The 19,692-nt window shown below is 63.0% G+C and carries 20 protein-coding genes and 1 pseudogene; 8 read left to right on the forward strand and 13 right to left on the reverse strand.

The features are described from left to right. Positions 1-27: 27 nt before the first annotated feature. A complete protein-coding gene (locus ACOGXA_RS09955) occupies positions 28-1,203 on the reverse strand; it encodes an RNA-binding domain-containing protein (RefSeq protein ID WP_419923726.1) in 1,176 nt (391 codons plus the stop codon). Between the two features lie 8 nt (positions 1,204-1,211). Next, positions 1,212-3,959, reverse strand: coding sequence for an AAA family ATPase (locus ACOGXA_RS09960; RefSeq protein WP_419923727.1), 2,748 nt, complete (start codon positions 3,957-3,959; stop codon positions 1,212-1,214). A gap of 120 nt (positions 3,960-4,079) precedes the next feature. Between ACOGXA_RS09960 and ACOGXA_RS09965 the strand changes: the two genes are divergently transcribed. After that, the gene (locus ACOGXA_RS09965; RefSeq protein ID WP_419923728.1) at positions 4,080-4,616 is read left to right on the forward strand and encodes a nuclear transport factor 2 family protein; all 537 of its coding nucleotides are present in this window, start codon (positions 4,080-4,082) and stop codon (positions 4,614-4,616) included. Positions 4,617-4,658: 42 nt separating this feature from the next. Here the strand turns inward: ACOGXA_RS09965 and ACOGXA_RS09970 are convergent, their stop codons facing one another. Next, positions 4,659-5,264 carry a hypothetical protein gene (locus ACOGXA_RS09970; protein ID WP_419923729.1) on the reverse strand — a complete coding sequence of 202 codons (606 nt, stop codon included), beginning with the start codon at positions 5,262-5,264 and terminating at the stop codon, positions 4,659-4,661. A 1,240-nt stretch (positions 5,265-6,504) separates the two neighbouring features. Between ACOGXA_RS09970 and ACOGXA_RS09975 the strand changes: the two genes are divergently transcribed. Beyond that, a complete protein-coding gene (locus ACOGXA_RS09975) occupies positions 6,505-7,203 on the forward strand; it encodes a hypothetical protein (protein WP_419923730.1) in 699 nt (232 codons plus the stop codon). A gap of 51 nt (positions 7,204-7,254) precedes the next feature. Here the strand turns inward: ACOGXA_RS09975 and ACOGXA_RS09980 are convergent, their stop codons facing one another. From ACOGXA_RS09980 to ACOGXA_RS10015, 8 genes are all read right to left on the reverse strand, one after another. Beyond that, positions 7,255-7,668, reverse strand: a complete 414-nt coding sequence (locus ACOGXA_RS09980; protein WP_419923731.1) for a Zn-ribbon domain-containing OB-fold protein — start codon at positions 7,666-7,668, stop codon at positions 7,255-7,257. After that, complete coding sequence (locus tag ACOGXA_RS09985) at positions 7,668-8,867, reverse strand: thiolase family protein (RefSeq protein WP_419923732.1); 1,200 nt, start codon at positions 8,865-8,867, stop codon at positions 7,668-7,670. The genes ACOGXA_RS09980 and ACOGXA_RS09985 overlap by 1 nt, the downstream gene beginning before the upstream one ends. Positions 8,868-8,918: 51 nt before the next feature. After that, positions 8,919-9,266 (reverse strand): type II toxin-antitoxin system VapC family toxin, encoded by a 348-nt coding sequence (locus ACOGXA_RS09990; RefSeq protein ID WP_419923733.1) that lies wholly within the window; start codon positions 9,264-9,266, stop codon positions 8,919-8,921. Further along, positions 9,259-9,480 carry a CopG family transcriptional regulator gene (locus ACOGXA_RS09995; RefSeq protein ID WP_419923734.1) on the reverse strand — a complete coding sequence of 74 codons (222 nt, stop codon included), beginning with the start codon at positions 9,478-9,480 and terminating at the stop codon, positions 9,259-9,261. The genes ACOGXA_RS09990 and ACOGXA_RS09995 overlap by 8 nt, the downstream gene beginning before the upstream one ends. Before the next feature lie 65 nt (positions 9,481-9,545). Further along, on the reverse strand, positions 9,546-10,490 hold the full coding sequence (locus ACOGXA_RS10000; protein WP_419923735.1) for a cyclase family protein: 945 nt from the start codon (positions 10,488-10,490) through the stop codon (positions 9,546-9,548). A 29-nt stretch (positions 10,491-10,519) separates the two neighbouring features. Next, positions 10,520-11,215 (reverse strand): polysaccharide deacetylase family protein, encoded by a 696-nt coding sequence (locus ACOGXA_RS10005; RefSeq protein WP_419923736.1) that lies wholly within the window; start codon positions 11,213-11,215, stop codon positions 10,520-10,522. A gap of 309 nt (positions 11,216-11,524) precedes the next feature. Continuing rightward, a complete protein-coding gene (locus ACOGXA_RS10010) occupies positions 11,525-12,352 on the reverse strand; it encodes an SDR family NAD(P)-dependent oxidoreductase (RefSeq protein ID WP_419923737.1) in 828 nt (275 codons plus the stop codon). 47 nt (positions 12,353-12,399) lie between these two features. After that, complete coding sequence (locus tag ACOGXA_RS10015) at positions 12,400-13,476, reverse strand: serine hydrolase (RefSeq protein WP_419923738.1); 1,077 nt, start codon at positions 13,474-13,476, stop codon at positions 12,400-12,402. A 405-nt stretch (positions 13,477-13,881) separates the two neighbouring features. On the opposite strand from ACOGXA_RS10015, the gene ACOGXA_RS10020 reads away from it, so the two are divergent. From ACOGXA_RS10020 to ACOGXA_RS10030, 3 genes are read left to right on the forward strand one after another with little or no spacing between them, the layout of a single operon-like run. Then, positions 13,882-14,481, forward strand: coding sequence for a hypothetical protein (locus ACOGXA_RS10020; protein WP_419923739.1), 600 nt, complete (start codon positions 13,882-13,884; stop codon positions 14,479-14,481). A 7-nt stretch (positions 14,482-14,488) separates the two neighbouring features. Beyond that, positions 14,489-15,823 (forward strand): hypothetical protein, encoded by a 1,335-nt coding sequence (locus ACOGXA_RS10025; RefSeq protein ID WP_419923740.1) that lies wholly within the window; start codon positions 14,489-14,491, stop codon positions 15,821-15,823. A gap of 42 nt (positions 15,824-15,865) precedes the next feature. Further along, the gene (locus ACOGXA_RS10030; RefSeq protein ID WP_419923741.1) at positions 15,866-16,726 is read left to right on the forward strand and encodes a phytanoyl-CoA dioxygenase family protein; all 861 of its coding nucleotides are present in this window, start codon (positions 15,866-15,868) and stop codon (positions 16,724-16,726) included. Between the two features lie 174 nt (positions 16,727-16,900). On the opposite strand, the gene ACOGXA_RS10035 is transcribed toward ACOGXA_RS10030, so the two are convergent. Beyond that, positions 16,901-17,407 (reverse strand): nucleotidyltransferase family protein, encoded by a 507-nt coding sequence (locus tag ACOGXA_RS10035; protein WP_419923742.1) that lies wholly within the window; start codon positions 17,405-17,407, stop codon positions 16,901-16,903. A 260-nt stretch (positions 17,408-17,667) separates the two neighbouring features. On the opposite strand from ACOGXA_RS10035, the gene ACOGXA_RS10040 reads away from it, so the two are divergent. The 3 genes from ACOGXA_RS10040 to ACOGXA_RS10050 all read left to right on the forward strand — a co-directional run bounded on the left by ACOGXA_RS10040 (position 17,668) and on the right by ACOGXA_RS10050 (position 18,821). Beyond that, positions 17,668-17,889, forward strand: a complete 222-nt coding sequence (locus ACOGXA_RS10040) for a helix-turn-helix transcriptional regulator (RefSeq protein ID WP_419923743.1) — start codon at positions 17,668-17,670, stop codon at positions 17,887-17,889. A gap of 108 nt (positions 17,890-17,997) precedes the next feature. After that, positions 17,998-18,429: a hypothetical protein gene (locus ACOGXA_RS10045; protein ID WP_419923744.1), complete on the forward strand. Its 432-nt coding sequence runs from the start codon at positions 17,998-18,000 to the stop codon at positions 18,427-18,429. Beyond that, complete coding sequence (locus tag ACOGXA_RS10050; protein ID WP_419923745.1) at positions 18,426-18,821, forward strand: twitching motility protein PilT; 396 nt, start codon at positions 18,426-18,428, stop codon at positions 18,819-18,821. Before ACOGXA_RS10045 ends, ACOGXA_RS10050 begins: the two co-directional genes overlap by 4 nt. Positions 18,822-19,300: 479 nt before the next feature. On the opposite strand, the pseudogene ACOGXA_RS10055 reads toward ACOGXA_RS10050, so the two are convergent. Continuing rightward, positions 19,301-19,549, reverse strand: a pseudogene (locus ACOGXA_RS10055) (DUF5131 family protein); the annotation flags it as partial. Positions 19,550-19,692 lie beyond the last annotated feature (143 nt).

Raw genomic sequence — 19,692 nt, forward strand, 5'->3', positions numbered from 1 at the left:
ACATGGAGGAGTCATGTCTAGGCGGATTCAATCGAGAAGGAACCGCACCCGCACGAAGCCGCCGTCCCGGTCTTGTTCGATCTCAGGCTCAGTGCCATTGAACTCAAACATCGCCTTGTGCATGATCGGCCATCCCCGGCCGCGTCGCTCCATGAAGCCAAGTGCAAGCATGCAGTTCGCCATGTACTCGTTGCGAGACCGGGCGCGACCCCCGGCACGCACGCTGTCAGCGGTCATGTGATTGGGCAGCGTACCCGGACTCGTCACCTCAACGCGCCCGGCGAAGACCTCAAACAGGATCTTCGAGCCAGTGATCGCATAATCGCGATGCACCACAGCGTTGACCAAAGCCTCCCGAAGTGCCTCCAAAGGCAGCAGGCGTCGGTCGTGCCGCCGGAGTCCGCGGTAAACCTCGAACTTCCCCAGACCCGAAAACCATCCCACGGCACGCTCGACCTGCTCGCTGAGGCGACCTTTGGCCTCGGAAGTCTGAAGAATCTCATCGGCCCGCCCGTCGCCGTCGTAGGCAACGCATTCAATGTAGAAGCTCTGCGTCTGCGGATAGTCCTGCGGTGTCCTGCCGAATGCGAGCACACCATATAGCGTCGGTTGCAGTTCCCCACCGATCTCGGCGATAGCGCCGCGGTTGCGCAAGTCGTCGTCGGCGTTGGGTTGCGGGTCGCTGGCGGTGTCGATGCCCAGTGAGGCCAGGTAAGACCTGAAGACCTGCATATCGAGGTCTGATGCGGTCGCCGCACTGATGGTCCGCTCCTCTGTCAAGACGTAACCGAAAGTGTTATAGAGGTCTTGCAATTCGGTCGGCGACGGCTCGACGCTGCTGCGGCCGCGACGTACCCATACTCGACCGTCGTAGCGCATCGGCTCGAAGCCGCGCTGACCAGGCACCTCAACCCAATGCACCCAACCCTGCGGGTCCTCGTGCCGGCCCAAGCGAGCACTGACGGGCGAGCTGCACCCGGATTGCAGGAACGACGTCAGCCGTTCCTGAACTTGATCGCTGTCTTCAGCTACGCCGATTATCTGCTGGCTGTCGCTGACGCCCAGCAAGACCAACCCGCCTCCCGTGTTGGCAAACGCGCAAATTGCCCTACCAACTTTGCCGTGGTCTCGAAAGTGCAGTTTGAACTCGGTGTATTCGTCTTCCCCGGCGGCAATCCGGTTTAAGACTTCGATCCACTCCATGCCCGCACTCAGAACCCGTACTTGAGCCGGCGAAGGCGGAACGCCTCGTCGCCGCCGTCCACAGTACGAACAATCGCATCACGCACGGACGCATCTTCAATAGCACCTGAGGCTGCCACAAACCCTCGGTCGGCACCGGCTTCGAGTTGGACCACCTGGTCGGCATCGCCGTTGACCACGATGTTGGCGTTGTGGGTTGCCAAGATCACTTGGCGGCGGCCTTTGAGACGCCCAAGCGTTGGCAGCAGTGTGTCGAACAAGAATCGGTTGTCCAACTCGTCTTCTGGCTGATCGATGACAAGTGGGCGCTCGTCTGCTGCTTCCAGCAGCAGCGAGAGCAGAATATTGACTCTCTGACCCCCAGAAAGCTCATCAAGGGGGCGGTAGTCATCACCATCCGGCCGGAACTCAAGCAGGTAGCGGTCGGGACAACGCAACGAGGCGAGTTCACGGCGCTTCGAAGGAGTCATCTGCACGCGGAACGTATCCTGGACCGCTTCGCTCATGCCGACCTCTGCCAGGCGAGCGGACTCCAGCAGGCTCAGCAATTCCGCCGGTGATGGCCGCTGTGAATCTTCGCATTCGTTCCACCAACGCGTGATCCCTCTCTGAGCCAGATTGGTGATGAATTCCTCCAAGGACTCTGAGCGGCCGCTGTCGATGCGCCGTGCCGCAATTCGTCCCTCGAACTGACGGTCAATGCTTTGCGAGACTCGATCGAATGCATCTCGCTGCTTCTGCACAAGCTGCTGCCGCCCCTCCAGCGATCGCTCGAACAAGACGTTCAGTTGATTGAACTCGGCTTGGACTGAGTCAAGGTTCGCCTGATAGCTGTCACGCAACGCTGCCCGGGAATTCAGCGCCTGAAGTTCGCTGATGCTCGAGGCGTCGATTCCTTGATCGGCCAGCACCCTGTCCACTTTCTGGCGCAATTCGTCCCGATTCTGCCCCTGTCTTGTGCTGATAGCCTCAGCTGTGCCTTTGGCTACCGCAAGCTCAGCGGCGAGGCTCTTCGCATAACCGATGGCGCGCTCCCACTGGCCCTCCAGCTGTTCATTGAGGGTCCTCGCGTCCTCATCCACTGGGGGCGATTCCAGGGATTCGACCGATGAGGCAAGGCCCTCAGCTTTGGCGGCGACGTCTTCAATTGCAGCAGCGTGGCTGCTCCAAGCAGCAGCCGCACCCGAAGCACGATTCAGGTCGCCGACTCCAGCACTGGCAAAATCTTCGAGCCTTTCAGCAGCATCTTTGCTGTGGCCAAGGGCTTGTTGTGCCTCCGCGAGACCCTCCTCGAGATCGTTGAGTTTTCTAGCGGTCCGGCCGAGTTCTCGGTCGCTCTCAGCGAGCAGGGCGGCGCGCTCTTCAATGCCGCTGGACTCCGATGCGTCCAATCGAGCCAAAATTTCCTCAACAGCACCGGGCTCCTGCGCCAATCGTTGTAATTCACCTTGGGTGTAGAAGACCGCTGGCCACTGTTCATGTCCTGCTGTTAAGGGATCGCTCCCTGGACAATCCAGTTCAACCGAAGCCGATCCTGCAAGAAACCGCTCTGCGGCGCGCTGGGTAACATCCTCTTTCGCTCGTCTGTCATCTGGCAGAGGAGCCCCTACATGTACTCGGAGCCCATCGAGAAGGGTGCTCTTGCCGGTCATGCTGGCACCAATTACGCAGGTGAGATCAGGGCTGAACTCAAATCTGGTCGGAGCATCGCTGCCCTTGGGCTGGCCGAAGAAAGAAGCCTTGCCATCCACAACGACCGACCGCAGCCAGGGCCGTTCGTGCCGAGTCGCATCTGGGGCTTGCGCCAATTCACGAAGATCGCCGCCCTCATCGCGCACATGCCCAATGCGCAGCCGCGATCCCGACGCAACGAAAGACTGGCGCAGTGCTTCGATTGTCGGGGAGGCCATCTTCAACCACACATGGCGATTCCCGGTCTCTTCGACGGCATAGGCATCGCTGCTGTGGAAAAACGCGTGCCGATGTTCCAGCATGGATTTGCGAAGCCATTCACGACCCCTGAGGGCATCTTCTTCCAGACGATTGTCGCCAAGTTCGAGACCGGAGATCTGGCTCTCATCAAAGTCTGCCAAGACTTGGGCTTTCTGAGTTTCGAAGAGCCCCTTATCACTATCGATATGGGGAGCCAACACGAGACAATTCCACGAAATGAACTCCTGGTTTGCGGCGGTACCAGAATTTTCCTCCCAATAGCTGCGCACAAGCTCGAAGACCTCGTCGGGGCGCTTTTTCGTCATCTGAAGCGTTTGTCCCGACCACGGTGGAACTCCGTTCATCACCAGGTCGAAGAGCTGCAAGTATCGGTCCTTACCGATCTCAGGGTCGAACAAGAAGATCAAATGCAAGCCGTCTTTTCCACGGTTCAGACTCGGCTCAAACCCTGGGAACACGGCGAAGATCCGGTCACGGAACGGCACTCCCTCGTCATCACAACCGTTGTTCCACTCCTCCACGATCTGCCAGGTGGCGCTGAGATCTCCATTGTCGCCCATGCGCGGCCTATGCGGCGTCAAGCCGAGAACTTGCACGCCATTGTCGATTGCCCCCTGAAGGAATACACGTGCATAGGCAACGAGCTGCTCGGGGTCGCTGATTGGACCTTCAATGCCGGCAGGAACTTTGGCGCGCCCGCCTGGAGCATCGTCGATGGTGTGGATGTGCAGGTCGGCCTTGAACCAGCGTGCCCCGGGAACGTCGCGGCGCCAATTGTCAGCCTGACGGCGCTCAAAACCCATGTTCACGCCTCCGAGCCGCTTGTATCTAGCTACTAATGGTACCGCGACTGCGGTCTACCGGCACCTACCAACGATTGGCTCGCCACGGGTGAGTCAGCCGCTGAGTACCATGATCACACGATGGACGATGTGACCCGCCTGTTGGCCTATGAGGAGATACGACAGTTGGCGGCTCGGTACGCGGTGGCGGTCGACCGCCGGGACATAGACGCCCTAGTCGAGCTGTTCATCGAAGATGTACGAGTGGGGCGGGATGCCTTCGGCCGCGACGCTTTGAGGGCCAATTTCGAGGAGCAGCTATCGGCCATCGGGCCATCAATCTTGAACATCGGCACCCATCAGATTGATTTGATCGACGACCACCACGCCACCGGCCACGTCTATTGCAAATGCGAAGTCGCAGAAGGCGACCGGTGGATCCACCAGGCCATCCGCTACGACGACACCTACGAGCGCCGCGACGGCCGCTGGTACATCGTCCGCCGCCTCCACAAGCTGTTCTACGGTGCCGAGGTGGGGGTGAACCCGCTGGGCCTGCCGCCGGCCAACTGGCCCGAGAACCCCGACGGCCTCGGCACCCTCCCCTACGATGACCCCACCTGGCAGACCTTTCACACTGCTCCGCGCTCATCCACAGTGAGACAGTCTCCTTCCTGAAAGCAGACAACTCTGCAATTGTTCCTCAAACGTTGGCAGTGCCTAAACCAATTCATCCCCTTCGGGGATTTTGCCGGTCACTCGGACGTCGCCCGTCACATGCACATCACCCGACTCGCGAGCGTCGCCCGTCACATGCACATCACCCGACTCGCGAGCGTCGCCCGTCACATGCACATCACCCGACTCGCGGATATTTCTGTGCAGCTTCCGCATCTTCAAGAATTCACAAATCAACACAGCCATCGCGAATATCCAGACAATTCCATACACCGCATAAAGGGTGTCAGAAGGAGACCACCGACTTGATACCGCAGCCACCATGAATCCCACACCCAAAGGAATGCCTAGCGATCGAAAGAAGGCCAATTCAAGTTCAGGATCAATTGATTGAATCTTCTCCAACAGCTTCCCAATTCGACCCCTGTACTCGCCTACAGTGCCCGCCCGTATTTTCTTTGTAGCCCAGATACTAAATAACGAAAAAACTATAATAACGAGGCCAAACAACGCAAACGTAATGAGTTTCATCCATTCGCCAGGATACTTATTTGACTCAGCAAATCCGATGGACAAGCTACTCGCGATGCTAATGGCTGCAGCAACTCTTGCGTAAGTTTGTTGCAGCTCACGTTTCCTTGAACTCATTTTAGAACTCCCCTACTAACGATCACTTACCGCACAATATTAGCATGACTGCAAAGATACAATCTTGCATTACCTACTCTTTTTGTCAATCGTCCTGGAGCTTCCGGATATCTCTACTCATTCGTGGCTGGCCTTCTCTTGGGCATGACAAACAAGCATCCTACTGACTGCCCCTCTTCTACACTATGCAAAGGTTGTCATGTTATCCGAGACATTACCCTTCTACATTACAAGACATCTAGGACTTATACACGAGAGTGGCGAAGCAGCCCCAGTCCAAGAGCTTTATTCCAGTCAGCCTGAAACAGCAATACTATCAGATTATCTTAGAGAAGGGAAGGGATCTATACGCTCCTACCTATCGATACGTTATCTGATCTTAGAAAGACCTTCCCACTCAATAGGAGAGCCTCCTTGCTTCTTAAAACCGTCTTTCCAGATGGCGGCGTATCATCTTCATGATGATATACATGGACAAAATCAGCAGTATTAGCCACCATGACTGGTTGACCGCAAGCAGGCCGAGCATGAACCCTGCTTCGTCGAATACTGCCTCGTGGTAGTTCAACAAGTGTCTGGGCCATAGCGAATCAGCTATGAGCCGAACCAGAGTATGCAAAAGGGCAACCAGCGGTATACAGGGAATTCCTGGTTGAACTCGCATTTGATATAGCGGGTCTTGTCGGTCTCCAGGTCTTTTACTCGAGCACGGGCTCCTTTTGTTCCAGTCCAGTCCAGCCCAGCCCCAGGGTAAGGGCTCCGATGTCAAACGGCACCGATGCCCGTCGGAGATCTCGATCATGTCCCCCAGCGCTACTTCTGCCATTGTCTTCGTTCCCGACAATGTCATGCTCTATCCCTGCCTCTCCTTTTATTTTAGCTGTCTGCATATTGATCTCGTCCGCCGATGAATATGGCAGCTTCCGCCCAGTTACATGGCCCGAATCTCACTAAAGGAAGAATTGCCTGACCGCCTCAGAGCCGGTAGGGAGCCGACCGTCGAGATAGCGGTGCGACAATACCACCACAGCCAGGTATCGAACGGTGGCCCGCTTTGCACGGTCCCCTTCGGCCTAGCTGTGCTCGCTATCTCGACAGAAAGCAGACTCACCGACCGAAGGGGGCCACCTTGCTCCGTCCTGCTGCTGTCCTATGCGTAGTACTGGGCATCTCTGCCTGCTCCGGCCCTGGAGATGCTCCCTTCTCACAGCCCAAACCTGTCGTGACTGCGACTCCCACTATGGAGCCGACCGCCGCCAGCACTCCCGAGCCGACTGCTGTGGCCACCCCCGAGCTGACTCCAGTTCAGATTATGGTGGAGGCACTTTGCCCGGATACCAGGGAGAATACCGAACTCGAATACGACTACGACTCCCGCCAGCTCTCCCAGTACGAGGCGCAGGACTTCTTCTGTGGTCAGCGGGCGATCAAGAGGGTCTGCCCTGAGACCCGCGAGCACGCTGGCAAGAAGCACACGCACTACCCCGACGAGCGAGAAGAGGACTTGGGCGAGACGATCAACTGTGGTTCGCCCGTTTCCCCTGTCCCGCAAAGCCCCTACACGTCGCGGCAGGCATTCGGGGACGTGAAGGGTGATCATGCGGTGACTGCTGTTCTCGACAACAGTCGGGACATAATTGATATCGGCAATTACACGGAGCAATGTTTCGAGGGCCGTCCTGATGATCGCGGAATTCGGAACTGCGGCCAGTTTCCTATCCCACGAGAACTGACACTTGACCCGAGTCCTCTAGCCGTACTCCAAATCACCTCTGTCCACCTTGTCGGGTGGGAGTTCGCAGAACTCTCTAGTGAGTTCTGCGAACTCGCCACACTCTTCCTCAAGCGGCAGACCATTGATCACTGTGACATTGCGTTATTTGCGTACTACTTCCTGGCGCTGGTCTTGCCGCGCATACAGTCGGAGTGCCTCGTATGACAGCTGAATTCGCCCGCTCATACTACCGGCAACAGTCAACATGAATCTTGCTTAAGCCATAGGGCGAAAGCCCAGAAGAGTGGTGTCGTCAACGTCGTCGTAGGCGGCCTCTACCGCCATCCCCACTGAGATGTCAGCGACGTTGCAGTCAACCATGTTGCCCACCAGGCGGGGGCCCTCGTCCAAGTCCACCAGGGCGATGGCAAACGGGATGCGGCTGGCCAGAGCCGGGTCGTGGCCGGCCCGGTCCACGGTGAAGGAGTACACCGTGCCCCGACCGCTCAGCTCTCCCCATTCCCAGTCGTCGCCCAGGCAATCGGGGCATCGGCCCCGGGGATAGAAGAAGTACCCGTCTCGGGGGCAGCGCTGAAGTACCAGCCGCCGCTCTCGGAGGCCGTCGAAGTAGGGGGCAGTTATCGGTGTGGGGGTGGGCAGGGGCCGGCCGTCGCTGGAGAAGTGAACCATCAGGCCCCCTCCAAGATGAGGGCCACCTGCTCGGCCAGCATCCCACCGGTGCCGTTGGCGTAGGCGATGTTGCAGTCGGGCACCTGGCGCTCGCCGGCCCGGCCCTGCACCTGGCGCACGGCCTCGGTGATGTGGCTCATGCCCCCGCCCAACCCGGCCTGGCCCATGCCCAGCTGCCCGCCGTGGGTGTTGAGGGGCCAGTCGCCGTCGTAGCGCAGGCTGTGCTCGTCGATGAACCGCCCGCCCTGGCCCTTGGGGCAGAACCCGGCGTCTTCGATGGTCAACAGCACGGTGATGGTGTAGCAGTCGTACATGGAGGCCATGTCCACCGCATCCCGTGACACCCCGGCCATGGCGAACGCCCGATCGGCGGCCAGTCGGATGGGGGTGTCCACGATGTCGGGGGCGTAGGTGATGCTCTTGTGGGTGAGGTGCTCGCCGTAGCCGCTCACATACACCGGGCGATGCGGGCACCGGGCGGCCCGCTCCGCGGTGGTAACCAGCACCGCCGAGCCGCCGTAGCACGGCATGACGATCTCCAGCAGCTTCAGCGGGTCGGCCACGTAGCGAGAGCTCATCACGTCGTCGACGGTGATGGGCTTGCCGTAGAACACCGCCATGGGGTTGGCCTGGGCGTTGTAGCGGGAGTCCACCGCCACCTTGGCCAGCGTCTCCTCGCTGACGCCGTATTCGGCCATGTACCGGCTGGCGGCCATGGCGAAGCTGGGGGTGGCGGCCACCAGCCCGGCGGGTATCTCGAACTGCCCCTGGGGCGAGCCCCAGACTTCGCCGCCCATGTAGGCCCCCATCTTCATCTTCATCGGGCCGCCGTTGGCGCCCGGCTGGGGCGGGGCGGGCACCGACGGCGTGAACACCAACACCGTCTCGCAAATCCCCACCTCGATGGCGGCGGCGGCCCGCCACACCATGCCCGCCGGGGTGGCCCCGCCCAGGTCGACCACCTCGTTGAAGTTGCTGCGTACCCCCAAGAACTCGGCCAGCGCCGAGGGGGCGAACATGGGCGACTCCCGCAGGCCGTTGATAACCAGCCCGTCCACCTCGCCCTTTTCCACCTCGGCATCGGCCAGCACTTCAGCCGCCAGCCGGGCACAAGCCTCCATGGTGAACATGGGCTCGTCCCACACCCGCTTCGGCGCCCACTCCGTGAGCCCCACAATCGCCGCCGCTCTCTTTCCCATGCGCCTCACACTACGCGCGCCCCAAAGGCGCGCAACTGGTTGGGCCCAGCGTTAGACGAGGTCGCGGATGCGGAGGCCGCGGACTTTCTCGAAATCGCTGCGGTTGCGGGTGGCGACGCTGAGGCCGTGTTCGATTGCGGTAGCGGCAATCAGAGCATCGGGCAGCTTGGTTCCGGTCTCCCGCCGGATCCGACCGGCTCTCTCAGCGATGGCTCGGTCTACAGGGAGTTCCCGAAATGGCGACAACAGTCGGTTGACCATCTCAGTGGCGGAGTTTCCGGCGTACAACTCGGCCCGAGTGATCACTGAGTAGTTGAGGCGGTGACGGCCGGGGTGGAGTTCCGAGGCACCTCGGAGATGGTCGATGAAGATATCGGTGTCGACTAAGACGTCAGCCACGAGTCCACTCTTCCCTTCCCGGAGCCGATGCACCGGGGAGAGCACCAAACGTGGCATTCAGAGCAGCGCCGGACTCTGGCACCTCGGACTCCAGATAGGCATCAACCGCGTTGCGTATCACCTCGGCCATTGTGACTCCTTCAGCCTGGGCCAGCGCATCAATCCGCTTCCGCTGCTCCTGCCTCAAATACACCTGCGTGCGCACTGCTGACATACATCATAGCATACAGCATGAGACTGCCCTTTGGAGCGGCGTCAGGTGCACAAGGGCTGGCCTCTTCAAAACACGGCAATTGGATTGACCGCGCATCCCGTTCCCCCGGGGAGTCGCAAGGGGGCCACGGTCAAGAAGAACTCCCAGCGGTTGTGAGCGGCGCACACATCGGCCAGTCCGACCAAGTCCAGGTTGTCCAGCAGATGGACTCCCATGCCGGCCAGGCACTGCTGATGGATGGGACTGGGCCACCCTTCGATCATCGGCGAGCCGGGGCCGAAGTTGTCCGACACCCCGTCGCTGCCCAGCACGGCCACATCCCGCTCCCGAATCCACGGGAGGGTGGTGACGTGCAGGCCAGCGATGCCGGCTGTCATCGGCTGGGGACCCTCCATGAGCCTTCGGCGGGCCCGGCCAGTGGCGATGAGGCAGATGTCGCCGGGGCCGACTGCCATCCCAGCAGCCGCCTCGGCCTCGTCGAGCTCTGCGGGCATGACCGGCTCGGACGACTCGATCCAGTCCACGCCCCGCAACCGGGGGATGTCCAGCAGAACCCCTCTTCCGCTGATGCCCCCGGCGCCGGCCATGACCGAGTTGCGCTCCCCGCCCACGCTGCTCTTCACCGCGGACGCGGGAAAGCCGTTGTACATCTGTCCCCGGACGAACACATGGCACAGGGCGTCGAGGTGCGATACCGCGAAACCGTGGCAGGCGATCCCCAACCAGTCGGTGGTCTGCTCGAAGCCGGGCAGCGGATTGTGATGGGCGGCGTCGCCGGCCAGCAGCATGTGGTGTTGGGCGGGAAAGGGATTGTCGGGCCCCGGCTCCGACGACAGGTCGAAGGCGCAGCTCACCGCTTGCCCGCTTTCGATGAGCGCCGCGGCCGCAGCCCGGCGCTCCGGGGTTATGAGGTTCAGAGCCCCCCGCTCGTCGTCTTCACCCCATCGCCCCCAGTTCTTGACCTGCACCCAGGTCTGCTCCATCCACGCCTCTGTTGCCTCTTCAGCCATGCATTTATGCTACGCCTGCGGCACCTGCCTCAGGTGCAGAGCGGTTCGAAGCGGTAGCCCCGGCGGGATAATTCGCCGAGGGCGATATCGAGGCCGAGGACCGTCTGCGACCGGTCGCCGCCGCCGTCGTGAAGCAGCATGATCACGCCGTCTCGGGCGTAGTCCACGAGGTGTTGGGCGACATCCTGGGCCGAGACCTGGAGCCAGTCTTTGGGGCTGGTGTCCCATGTGACCACGGTCAAACCATGCTCGGCTGCCCAACCCCGGGTGGACGAATCCATCGATGCATAGGGGGGTCTCAAACAGGCGCTGCCCCGTTGACCTAGCAATGCCTGGGTCCTTCCGACCGTTTCATCGAACGCCTCGCGGGTGAGGCCCCCGAGAGCCTCATGATTCCAGGTGTGGTTGCCAAGGGTGTGCCCCTCGTCGACGATCCGCTGGGTGGTGCCGGGATAAGCCTCGGCCAGCGACCCGACAACGAAGAACGTGGACCTAGCCCCATAGCGGGCCAGCACATCGAGCACTTGTGGCGTGTAGACGGGGTGGGGGCCGTCGTCGAACGTGAGGTACATAACCGGGGCAGACTCGTCGGGAACCGGCACCGGTTCGAGACCGGATGATCCGCCATCGACCAGAGATGGCGCCGCGGTCGGCACAGGTGTCGGCTCGGCTTCCGGAGTGGTGGCCAGCTCGGATTCCGGCTCGGGTTGCGGGGCGGCCGGCACCGGAGTCGGCGAATCGGGTTGCGGCGCGGCCGGCACCGGAGTCGGCGAATCAGGTCGCGGCGCGGCCGGCACCGGAGTCGGCGAATCAGGTCGCGGCGCGGCCGGCACCGGAGTCGGCGAATCGGGTTGCGGCGCGGTTTCCCGCCCGGTTGGCACCGGAGTCGCCGGGGCAGGCTCTAACGGCGCACTTGATGAAGAGGGTGCCGGCGACAGAGAACTAAGTGAGGAGGAGGTGCTTTGGCCGCACCCTGCGAGGAGCACGACCACAGAGAAGGCAATAGCTGCACACCGGATCATGCAACCAGTTAACTAGTCGACTACGGCGGTCGGGGGGATCCTTCGCTCCAGCAGGGCGTCGTAGCGAACCTGGATCTGGTTGGCGTAGCTGGGCTTGGTGGGAATGAGGAAATCACCCGCCCGGATCCCGGCCATGACCGGGCTTACAACTTCGGTCGGGGAGATTCCGTCTGCGGTCATATTCGAGAGCGACTCCACCACGAAGGCGTTGTCCTCGCTCTCGTCGGTGCCGTAGCGGTTGTCTCGCACCCGAGCAGTGTGGGCGATGGCGGTGTCGATGGCGCTGGGGGTGAGCACCGATGCGCCGATCTTGGCCCCCACCGCGGCCAAGTCCAGCGCCAAGCACTCGGTGAGCGAGAAGGCGGCGCACTTCGACACCACGTAAGGGCTGGTAAACCCACCGGCCACGAACGCGGCCACCGAAGCGGTGTTCACGACGCGGCCCTCGGTGTCTTGGGCGATCATCCGGGGCACAAACGCAGCGACACCGTTGATGATTCCGTACACGTTCACACCGAGCACCCAATCCCAGTCAGCCTGGGTGCGCTCCCACATAAGCCCAGCCTGGAACACCCCGGCGTTGTTGAACAGCAAGTCCACCTGGCCGAAGGCATCCCAGGCCGCATCGGCCAGCGCCTCCACCGAATCCCGATCGGCGACGTCCACCCCGACCGCCACAGCACTTCCCCCAATGGCCCCGGCGGTGGCGGTTGCTCCCTCGATATCGATGTCTGCGACAACCACCTTGGCGCCCTCGGAGCTGAATCCGGCTGCCAATGCCGCTCCGATTCCGCCGGCTGCCCCGGTTATCACCGCCACCTTGTCGCCAAAGTCCTGCATGACCCCATGCTGGCACGACTCAGCCGCAGATGCCGGAGCGGAGCCTCCTATGACTGAGCGTCAGATGCCGGTTCGGGCCAAATCTCGGGGTCGTGGACTCCGTCCTCCTCCCCCTCGCAAACCAGGTCGGGGTCGTCGGCCACCAGGGAGTAGATCCGACAGGATGCCAACGACACCCACTGGTTCGACAGGTCGAAGAACTCCCCCCGAGCGGTCACGATAGCCACGGCATACCAGCCGCCATCGGGAAGCACCACCAGCCCGGCATCGATCATCTGCCGATAGTCCGCCGGACAGCAGTTGGGCCGCAGCCACCCCGCCTTGTGCAGCGCTGATGCAGCCACTTCAGAAGGCAGCCGATCGACCAGAACCCCGTCGAGGTCTCTCGGGGAACCCACTGTGTGCGAGGTGTCCAGCAGCCATCCTTGGAGAACAGCCGTCTCGTCGGGCCCCAGCAGCTCCCCTTGATGGAGCCGGGCGTAGAAGTGGGCCAGATCGGCCGCGGTGGTGCGGTTGCCCAGAGGGTTTTCGGGCCGGAAATCCCGGGCCACTCGGTCGGGATCGTCGAAACGCCATGCCTCCAACCGAGTGTCGGACAGCTCAGCCACATCCCATGTCCAGGCGTTCACCGCATCCACTCCGCCGGCCAGGTCGATCATCCGTCCGCCGGCGGAGTTGTCCGACAGAATCACCACGTCATTGGCCAACGGCGCCACCGCCTCTACTCCTGCTGCTTGCAGAGCGGCTGCCGTCCACAAGGGCTTGACTGCGCTGGCCGAGATCCGGGTCTCACGGGCGCGGTATCCGTGGATCGACTCGTCGGGCAGCACCACCGCAATCGAGACCTGGGCATCGGGATTCCACTCTTCGGAGATCTCAGCCAAACGCTCCAACTCCTCAGCCAGCGCGGTCTCGAAGTCCTGGGGCAGAGCGGCCACGAACTCCTCGCCGCCGGGATCGGGAGCGGCGGGGACCCGAGCCGTCGCTTCGGGGGTGGCTGGCGGCATCATCTCGGGCGTCGGGTCTGTGGTGGGAGACGAGGCGGGGGTTGGCTCCTGCGCTGGAGAGGGCGCCGCAGGAGTGGGCGCAGCTCCGACATCTGCCCCGGTCGCTTCATCGCTCACCACCAGGGTCACCTCCGTGCCCCCGCCGCAGCCCCCAGTCCCGACAAAAATGGCGACTGCCAGCAGCGCTGTGGACAATCGCCTCTGAACCACGGGCACCGTCAACCGCACTCGATGTCGATGGGAGGCAGATTCAGGTCAACGAGGCAGTTGTCCAACACCAACGCGCGATGAAGCACGCCGAAGACTACTCGCCGAGACCGAGGTTCCCCCCTTTGCGCGGAGGAATGCCCTACAAGGGTGGATCTCCCGGCTCGTTTCCGGCGGGAGGGCAGCATCGGCGTCCGGTCTGGGGATTGGTTGTTCGCCCTCTTCGGGCCAATAATGGGAACAAGATGTATGGCCGCTACAGCCTGACAGCCAGCCGGGGCGAGCTTGCCCGGCGGTGAGCGCGAGTTCTCCTTGATGACAATTCCTCGACGCGGCGCGGCCTTCCTGGTCGGCTCTCTCGCTGCGCTTTGCCTGCTGGCCGCCGCTTGCGGCAACGACGACACTGGGGTCTCGGCCCCTCCGACCGCTGAGGCGGCAATCGTCGCCACGGTCGAGGCCACCCCAATGGCAACGACACCGATCACCGCCTCGCCCACCACGGCGCCCACTGCCGCAACCACGTCTCAGCCCACGGAAGCACCGACGCTCGAGCCGACGCCTCCTGAGCCGACTCAAGCACCCTCAGCTACTGCTGTCCCCACCCCCGACCCGACGCCAGAGCCCACCCCTGAACCCACGCCCACCCCAGATTTGGGCACCGCCATCGCGGTTGAGGTGGCCGGGGGCAAGCCAGTGGGCGGTGTGCAGCGCCACCGGATCGACGTCCGTGATCCCGTAACCATCACCGTGAGCGGCGATACTGCCGACGAGCTCCACATCCATGGCTATGACCTGGTTGTGGGTTTCGCCCCCGGCCAGCCCGGGACCATCACCTTTGAGGCCGACATCCCCGGCATCTTCGAGGTGGAGACCCATCATCACGGTGATCTGGTGATGGAACTCCAAGTGGGATGATCCCTTCGTGGGAACGCTGAGCACTGTCCTGGCCCACGGGGTTGGATCCCGGGGCGACCTGCCCCTGCCGTTCTATCTGTTCGCCGTTGGTGCTGCCGTCGCCCTGATGGCCACCTTTGTCAGCCTGGGCTTCTTCTGGCACCGGGCCTGGTTGCCGACGGCCGCCTCGGGCCGGAATCTGGGCATGGCCTTCGGCCGGGTGGTCGACCTGGTGGCGGTGCCCGCCCGGCTGGCGTCGCTGGGATTGTTCGTGCTGGCCCTGGCGAGCAGCATCAGCGGCTCTGAAGTGGGCAGCCAGCGGTTCGGACCGCTCACCGTGTATGTGGCCCTGTGGGTGGGGATGGCCATCGTCTCCGCGCTGTTCGGCGACGTGTGGCGGGTGCTCAGCCCGTTCGAGACCATCGCCGCAGCCATCGAGTGGGCCGCGGGAAAGCTGGGCCTTCCCCAGCTCGAGGACACCGGCGAGATTCCCGGCGGCTACTGGCCAGCAGTGGTGGCGCTGGGATGGTTCTTGTTGTTCGAGCTCTGCTACCACGACGGCACCACCAACTCAGCGGTCGGCGGGGCCATGATCGCCTACACGGTGGGCATGGTGGGCGGTTCGGCGGTGTACGGGCGACGCTGGCTGCGCCAAGCCGACGGCTTCGGGGTTCTGTTCTCGCTGCTGGCCCTGATGTCACCGCTGTACCGGGAAGACACCGGGGCGGTGCGATTGCGGGCTCCGCTCTCGGGGCTGGCGACCCTTGCCCCCCGCATCGACCTTCTGGCCGTACTGCTGTTGGTGCTGGGCGGCACCACCTTCGACTCGCTGGCCGGCAGCACCCTGTGGCCCGATTTGGTGGGCAACCACCGGGGTTGGACCGCCACCGGGATCAACACCGCGGGGATGCTCATCGTCATCGCCATCATGGCGGCGCTATACAGCCTGGGATCGCTGGCCGTGGGATGGTTCACCGACCAGACGGCAGCCGAGGTGGCCCGCCGCTTCGCCCACTCACTGGTGCCCATCGTTTTGGGCTACACCGTGGCCCACTACTTCTCTCTTCTGGTGCTCGACGGCGGGCAGAATTTCCTCCGCCTGCTGTCCAACCCCTTCGACCGCGGGTCCAACTGGTTTGGAACCGCCGACTGGTCGGTGAATTTCCTGCTGGTATCCACCGACGCCATCGCATGGGTGCAGTTCTTGGCCATCGTCATCGGCCATATCGCCGCGGTGCTGGTGGCCCACGACCGCGCCGTGGAGACCAGCGAGGTCAGCGAGGCCACTTGGGCCCAACGCCCCATGCTGGTTGTCATGGTCTTCTACAGCGTGGTCGGCCTCTGGCTTCTCCAGAAGGCCTGAGCGAGCACCGCCGCGGCCCACAATCTCGGAATAAAGTGGGGTATGGCAGCACAAGCCGAATTGGCCCACCTGAAGAGCGACGAACCCCTCGATCATGTGCTGGAAGTGCTCGACACCGACGGGGCAGTGATCGTGGAGGAGTGCTTCAGCAGCGAGGTGATCAACCAGATCCTCGCCGAGCTGATGCCCTATGCGGACAAGCCCGACTCCAACCGGACTTTCATCAACCCGATGATCGCGGCATTCTTCGGCGAGCACACTCGCCATGTGACCGGACTGGCCTCCAAGTCGCCCACCTTCGTGGCCGAGGTGCTGCTGCACCCGCTGATGCTCGACATCGCCGACGCCGTGCTGGGCCCCAACTGCGCCGACTTCCAGGTGAACGTGGCCCACATGCTGGTGGTGGGCCCTGGTGCTGAAGTACAGATGCCCCATCGCGACGAGGACGTCTGGGTACACATGCCCCGTCCCAGCCCCGAGATGGAGCTGTCGTCGGTGACCGCGTTGTGCGACTTCACCCGGGAAATCGGCGCCACCCGAGTGGTGCCGGGCAGCCATCGCTGGGAGTTGGACCGCCAGCCCGAGTTCCACGAATTCGCCGACGCCGAGATGCCCGCCGGCGCCAGGGTGATCTACCTCGGGTCGACCATCCACGGCGCCGGCGCCAATTCCTCTGACGGCCAGTACCGGCCGGCCTTCCACCTCAGCTACATGCTGGGCTGGCTGCGCTCGGAGGAGAACAACTGCCTGGCCACCCCGCCCGACATCGCCCGCACCCTCCCCCGCCGGGCCCAGGAGCTGCTCGGTTACGACGTCCACGACGCCGTCAACGACGGCGGCGGCTACCTCGGCGCCCTAGACATGAAGGTCCCCGCCGACATGCTCGCATCCGGCGACCTCTAGCCAGGCGGGGGGACCCGACGCGGCCTTCCCGCTCTAGCGTCGCCCCGAGGTTGCAGCTCGCGGCGTCTCTGACAACCCAGTCGCCGTCGTATTCGGACCGGCCCCGGGCCGCAATCTCGGCGAGCCAGCCACAAGCCCCGAGGATGTCGTGTATCCGCTCGTCGTCCCTTCGGGTCACAGCGGGATGGCGTCGTCGAGCATCCCGCGGCAGCTCTCTCGCATACATGAACGGGGCACAACGTCGACTCGGGCCCCCAGAAGGTCTTCGAGGTCCGCCTCCAAGCCGCCGATTTCGAACAAGGTGACGCCTTTTTCGAAGTCCACCAAGAAGTCGTAGTCGCTGTTGGGGGAGTCTTCGCCGCGAGCCACCGACCCCACCAGCGCGATGGCGCGGGCATGGTTGCGCTCGGCTGCGGCCCGGATCGCGGCCCCGTACTTCACCAACACATCGTCGCGGCGACCCACGCCCATCAACGTAACCCGCCCCTGCGCCGGCCAGCGCTCCCGAAAACGAGGTGCAGCCCTGCCCGCAGGGGCGTGTTCGGTTTGGTTCTTGGCGCGGCAAAGCCAGCGGCCGGTTGCCGCTAGTGTGTTGCGTCCGACTTCGGGCACTAACAGGAGCAGCCGGGATACCCCGGCAACATCGCAAAGCGCCCACGGCAGGATTCGAAGGGTTGGCATATGCCCTGGTGGCCGTCTCAGAACACTCGAATCCGACATTTCGTCCCACGATCTGTCCTACACGAGCGTCGGCATACGATGCCGGACCACGTGCAGGCCGCGATTGGCGGGGGCTTGTGTGCTCTACCCGCGTGCTGGGCGGTCTGGTCCATTTGTATTTCTACGCATCGTCGGCTGTTGAGACGGGTCGGGTGGCTTGCGACCGGCCTTTGGCGTGTTGCGACCGCTTGCGACCCGTGCGGTATTGCAGATTGGCGGGCATGGAAGCCGATACTCGTGAAAGCCATGAAATCCTGTTGACCCGCCTTCAGGTCGCGGCGCGCTGTGGACTGTCTACCAGCTCGATCTACCGGCTTATGCGAGAGGGCCTGTTCCCCGAGCCAATCCGCATCGGCCGGCGGGCAGTGGGCTGGCATGCGGAGGAGATTGGTGAGTGGCCCGCCACCCGCCCCCGCGCCACTGGCGACCGCCCCGCCTCATAGGCAACCGGCCACCCGTGTCGAATCCCATCGCTAGTACCGCAGGATGCGGCTGCGGGCTGGGCTGGCGTGGGCAGGCAGCCGCCAATAGGGAGACAGTCGGATATGGGCGTGAGGCATTCATCGGCGCAGCGGAAGCGCTTGGCGTTGAAGGCAAAGAAGCGCGGCGTTGAAGCGGTGGCCGAGCAGGCTGGCGTCAAGCCCGGCACTGTGCGGGACTGGTGCGCCGAGTTCGGCGTGGGCACTGGAACCAGGGGCAGCAACCAGGCTGCGGCCGCTCCTGTTCACGAGGTTGGCTTGCTTGGGGCAGCGACTTCCGGCCTCGGCGACTTCGCGGATTCCAATAACATCCAAGATATGGGCGGTTTGGTCGAAAAGGCGGGGGACGCGCTGTCTTGTGAGCTGTCGGCTTGGCTTGCCGATGCCGACGGCAGGGAGCTTGCCTCACAGAGGCTGGGAGACGTGGTCTCCGACTGGGAGGCTGAGCACGGCGCGATTACTGCCGAGGAGCTTGACGCGGCGCGAGCCCAGCTCTTTGGATGACAGTCTTCGTATTGGACGCCGGTGAGCTGATCGGACTCGACAACGACAGCCGAGCGGCTTGGGCGAGGCTCCATGCGGTGCGCAGGAATTCCGATGGTCTCATTGTCCCGACCGGGGTGATCGGGCAAGTCTGGCGCGGCACTCCCCAACAGGCACGGCTCAATCAGGCGCTCAAGCAATGCAAGCTAATACCGCTGAACGAGGACACGGCACGCCTGGCCGGCTATCTGTGCAGGCGCACCGGCATCTCCGATGTGATAGACGCCGTCGTCGCGGCTGTTGCCCGCAGTGCCCTGAGACACGGCGAAGCATCGGTCCTAACCTCAGGTCCCAAAGACATCAGCGCGCTGCTCGCGGTTCTGAACTCAACGGCGAAAGTCGTGCCGGTCTGACGCGAAAGCGGACGGCCTACCAGACACGGGCGCTCAAGACGATACACAAGCGCCATCCAAGAACCTTGTGAGGTTCCCCCCTAATCGTGGAGAGCTTGTTTTGGGGATCGGGGGTGTGGGCTTGTTCGTATTCTATGGGCGGGACCATTCCGATTGCGGAGTGGAGCCGGTGCTGGTTGCACCAGCCGCTGATCCGCCCAGATCGCCTTCCCAGTGGCCGGGCTCGGCCCGGCTCTCGGCTATGGGCCGGAACTCGCCCAACGCTGAGCGTTTGGCCTGTTCGCAGCGGCCTCTGGGCTTTCCGCGGCGGCGCTGTCGGGGCAGCTTGCCCCACGACCGCGGCTCCAGGCCGGTCTCGGCCGAGTTGGCGCAGCAGGCCCGGCAGACGGTCTCCGCGCACACCCTCAGGCCCTGGGCTCGCAGGTCCGCTGAGATGGCATGGAGCGACCACCGCTGACCGAGGCGCTCGGCAACGGCCGAGGCACATCCAACGATGAGGGATGCAGCGCCAGCCTGAAACCCGGTCCACTCGTTCTCGGGTCACCATCGAGCTGGTACTTCGGCGAGCCCATCGCCTTGAGCCGCTTCGACAGCGTGAGCGCATAGCAATGATCGCACCCCGGCGATACGCGGTCACACCCCGTGGTCGGATTCCACGTTGCCTCCGTCCACTCAATCGCCGACTGAGGTGTTTCTGACTCTTCACGACTGGTGGGGGTGTTTTCCAAGTCGCTTTGTCGGGTTGCGACCGGTGGGGGCGGGGGTTTGCGACCGGTCGCGGCCGTCGGGGTGTTGCGTGATGGCGGGCATGGGTGAAGCTGTTGGGCATCGACGGGCCGCGACGGTGAGCAGCGGTTCTGCAGGTGTTGTG

Source organism: Candidatus Poriferisocius sp., from assembly GCF_965208475.1.
In the GTDB taxonomy this organism is placed as follows: domain Bacteria; phylum Actinomycetota; class Acidimicrobiia; order Acidimicrobiales; family Bin134; genus Poriferisocius.

Bases quoted from the DNA above. Each gene is read 5' to 3' on its own strand.
- ACOGXA_RS09955 (WP_419923726.1), bottom strand. From the start codon at position 1,203: ATGGAGTGGATCGAAGTCTTAAACCGGATTGCCGCCGGGGAAGACGAA.
- ACOGXA_RS09960 (WP_419923727.1), bottom strand. From the start codon at position 3,959: ATGGGTTTTGAGCGCCGTCAGGCTGACAATTGGCGCCGCGACGTTCCC.
- ACOGXA_RS09965 (WP_419923728.1), top strand. From the start codon at position 4,080: ATGGACGATGTGACCCGCCTGTTGGCCTATGAGGAGATACGACAGTTG.
- ACOGXA_RS09970 (WP_419923729.1), bottom strand. From the start codon at position 5,264: ATGAGTTCAAGGAAACGTGAGCTGCAACAAACTTACGCAAGAGTTGCT.
- ACOGXA_RS09975 (WP_419923730.1), top strand. From the start codon at position 6,505: ATGGAGCCGACCGCCGCCAGCACTCCCGAGCCGACTGCTGTGGCCACC.
- ACOGXA_RS09980 (WP_419923731.1), bottom strand. From the start codon at position 7,668: ATGGTTCACTTCTCCAGCGACGGCCGGCCCCTGCCCACCCCCACACCG.
- ACOGXA_RS09985 (WP_419923732.1), bottom strand. From the start codon at position 8,867: ATGGGAAAGAGAGCGGCGGCGATTGTGGGGCTCACGGAGTGGGCGCCG.
- ACOGXA_RS09995 (WP_419923734.1), bottom strand. From the start codon at position 9,480: ATGTCAGCAGTGCGCACGCAGGTGTATTTGAGGCAGGAGCAGCGGAAG.
- ACOGXA_RS10000 (WP_419923735.1), bottom strand. From the start codon at position 10,490: ATGGCTGAAGAGGCAACAGAGGCGTGGATGGAGCAGACCTGGGTGCAG.
- ACOGXA_RS10010 (WP_419923737.1), bottom strand. From the start codon at position 12,352: ATGCAGGACTTTGGCGACAAGGTGGCGGTGATAACCGGGGCAGCCGGC.
- ACOGXA_RS10020 (WP_419923739.1), top strand. From the start codon at position 13,882: ATGACAATTCCTCGACGCGGCGCGGCCTTCCTGGTCGGCTCTCTCGCT.
- ACOGXA_RS10030 (WP_419923741.1), top strand. From the start codon at position 15,866: ATGGCAGCACAAGCCGAATTGGCCCACCTGAAGAGCGACGAACCCCTC.
- ACOGXA_RS10035 (WP_419923742.1), bottom strand. From the start codon at position 17,407: ATGCCAACCCTTCGAATCCTGCCGTGGGCGCTTTGCGATGTTGCCGGG.
- ACOGXA_RS10040 (WP_419923743.1), top strand. From the start codon at position 17,668: ATGGAAGCCGATACTCGTGAAAGCCATGAAATCCTGTTGACCCGCCTT.
- ACOGXA_RS10050 (WP_419923745.1), top strand. From the start codon at position 18,426: ATGACAGTCTTCGTATTGGACGCCGGTGAGCTGATCGGACTCGACAAC.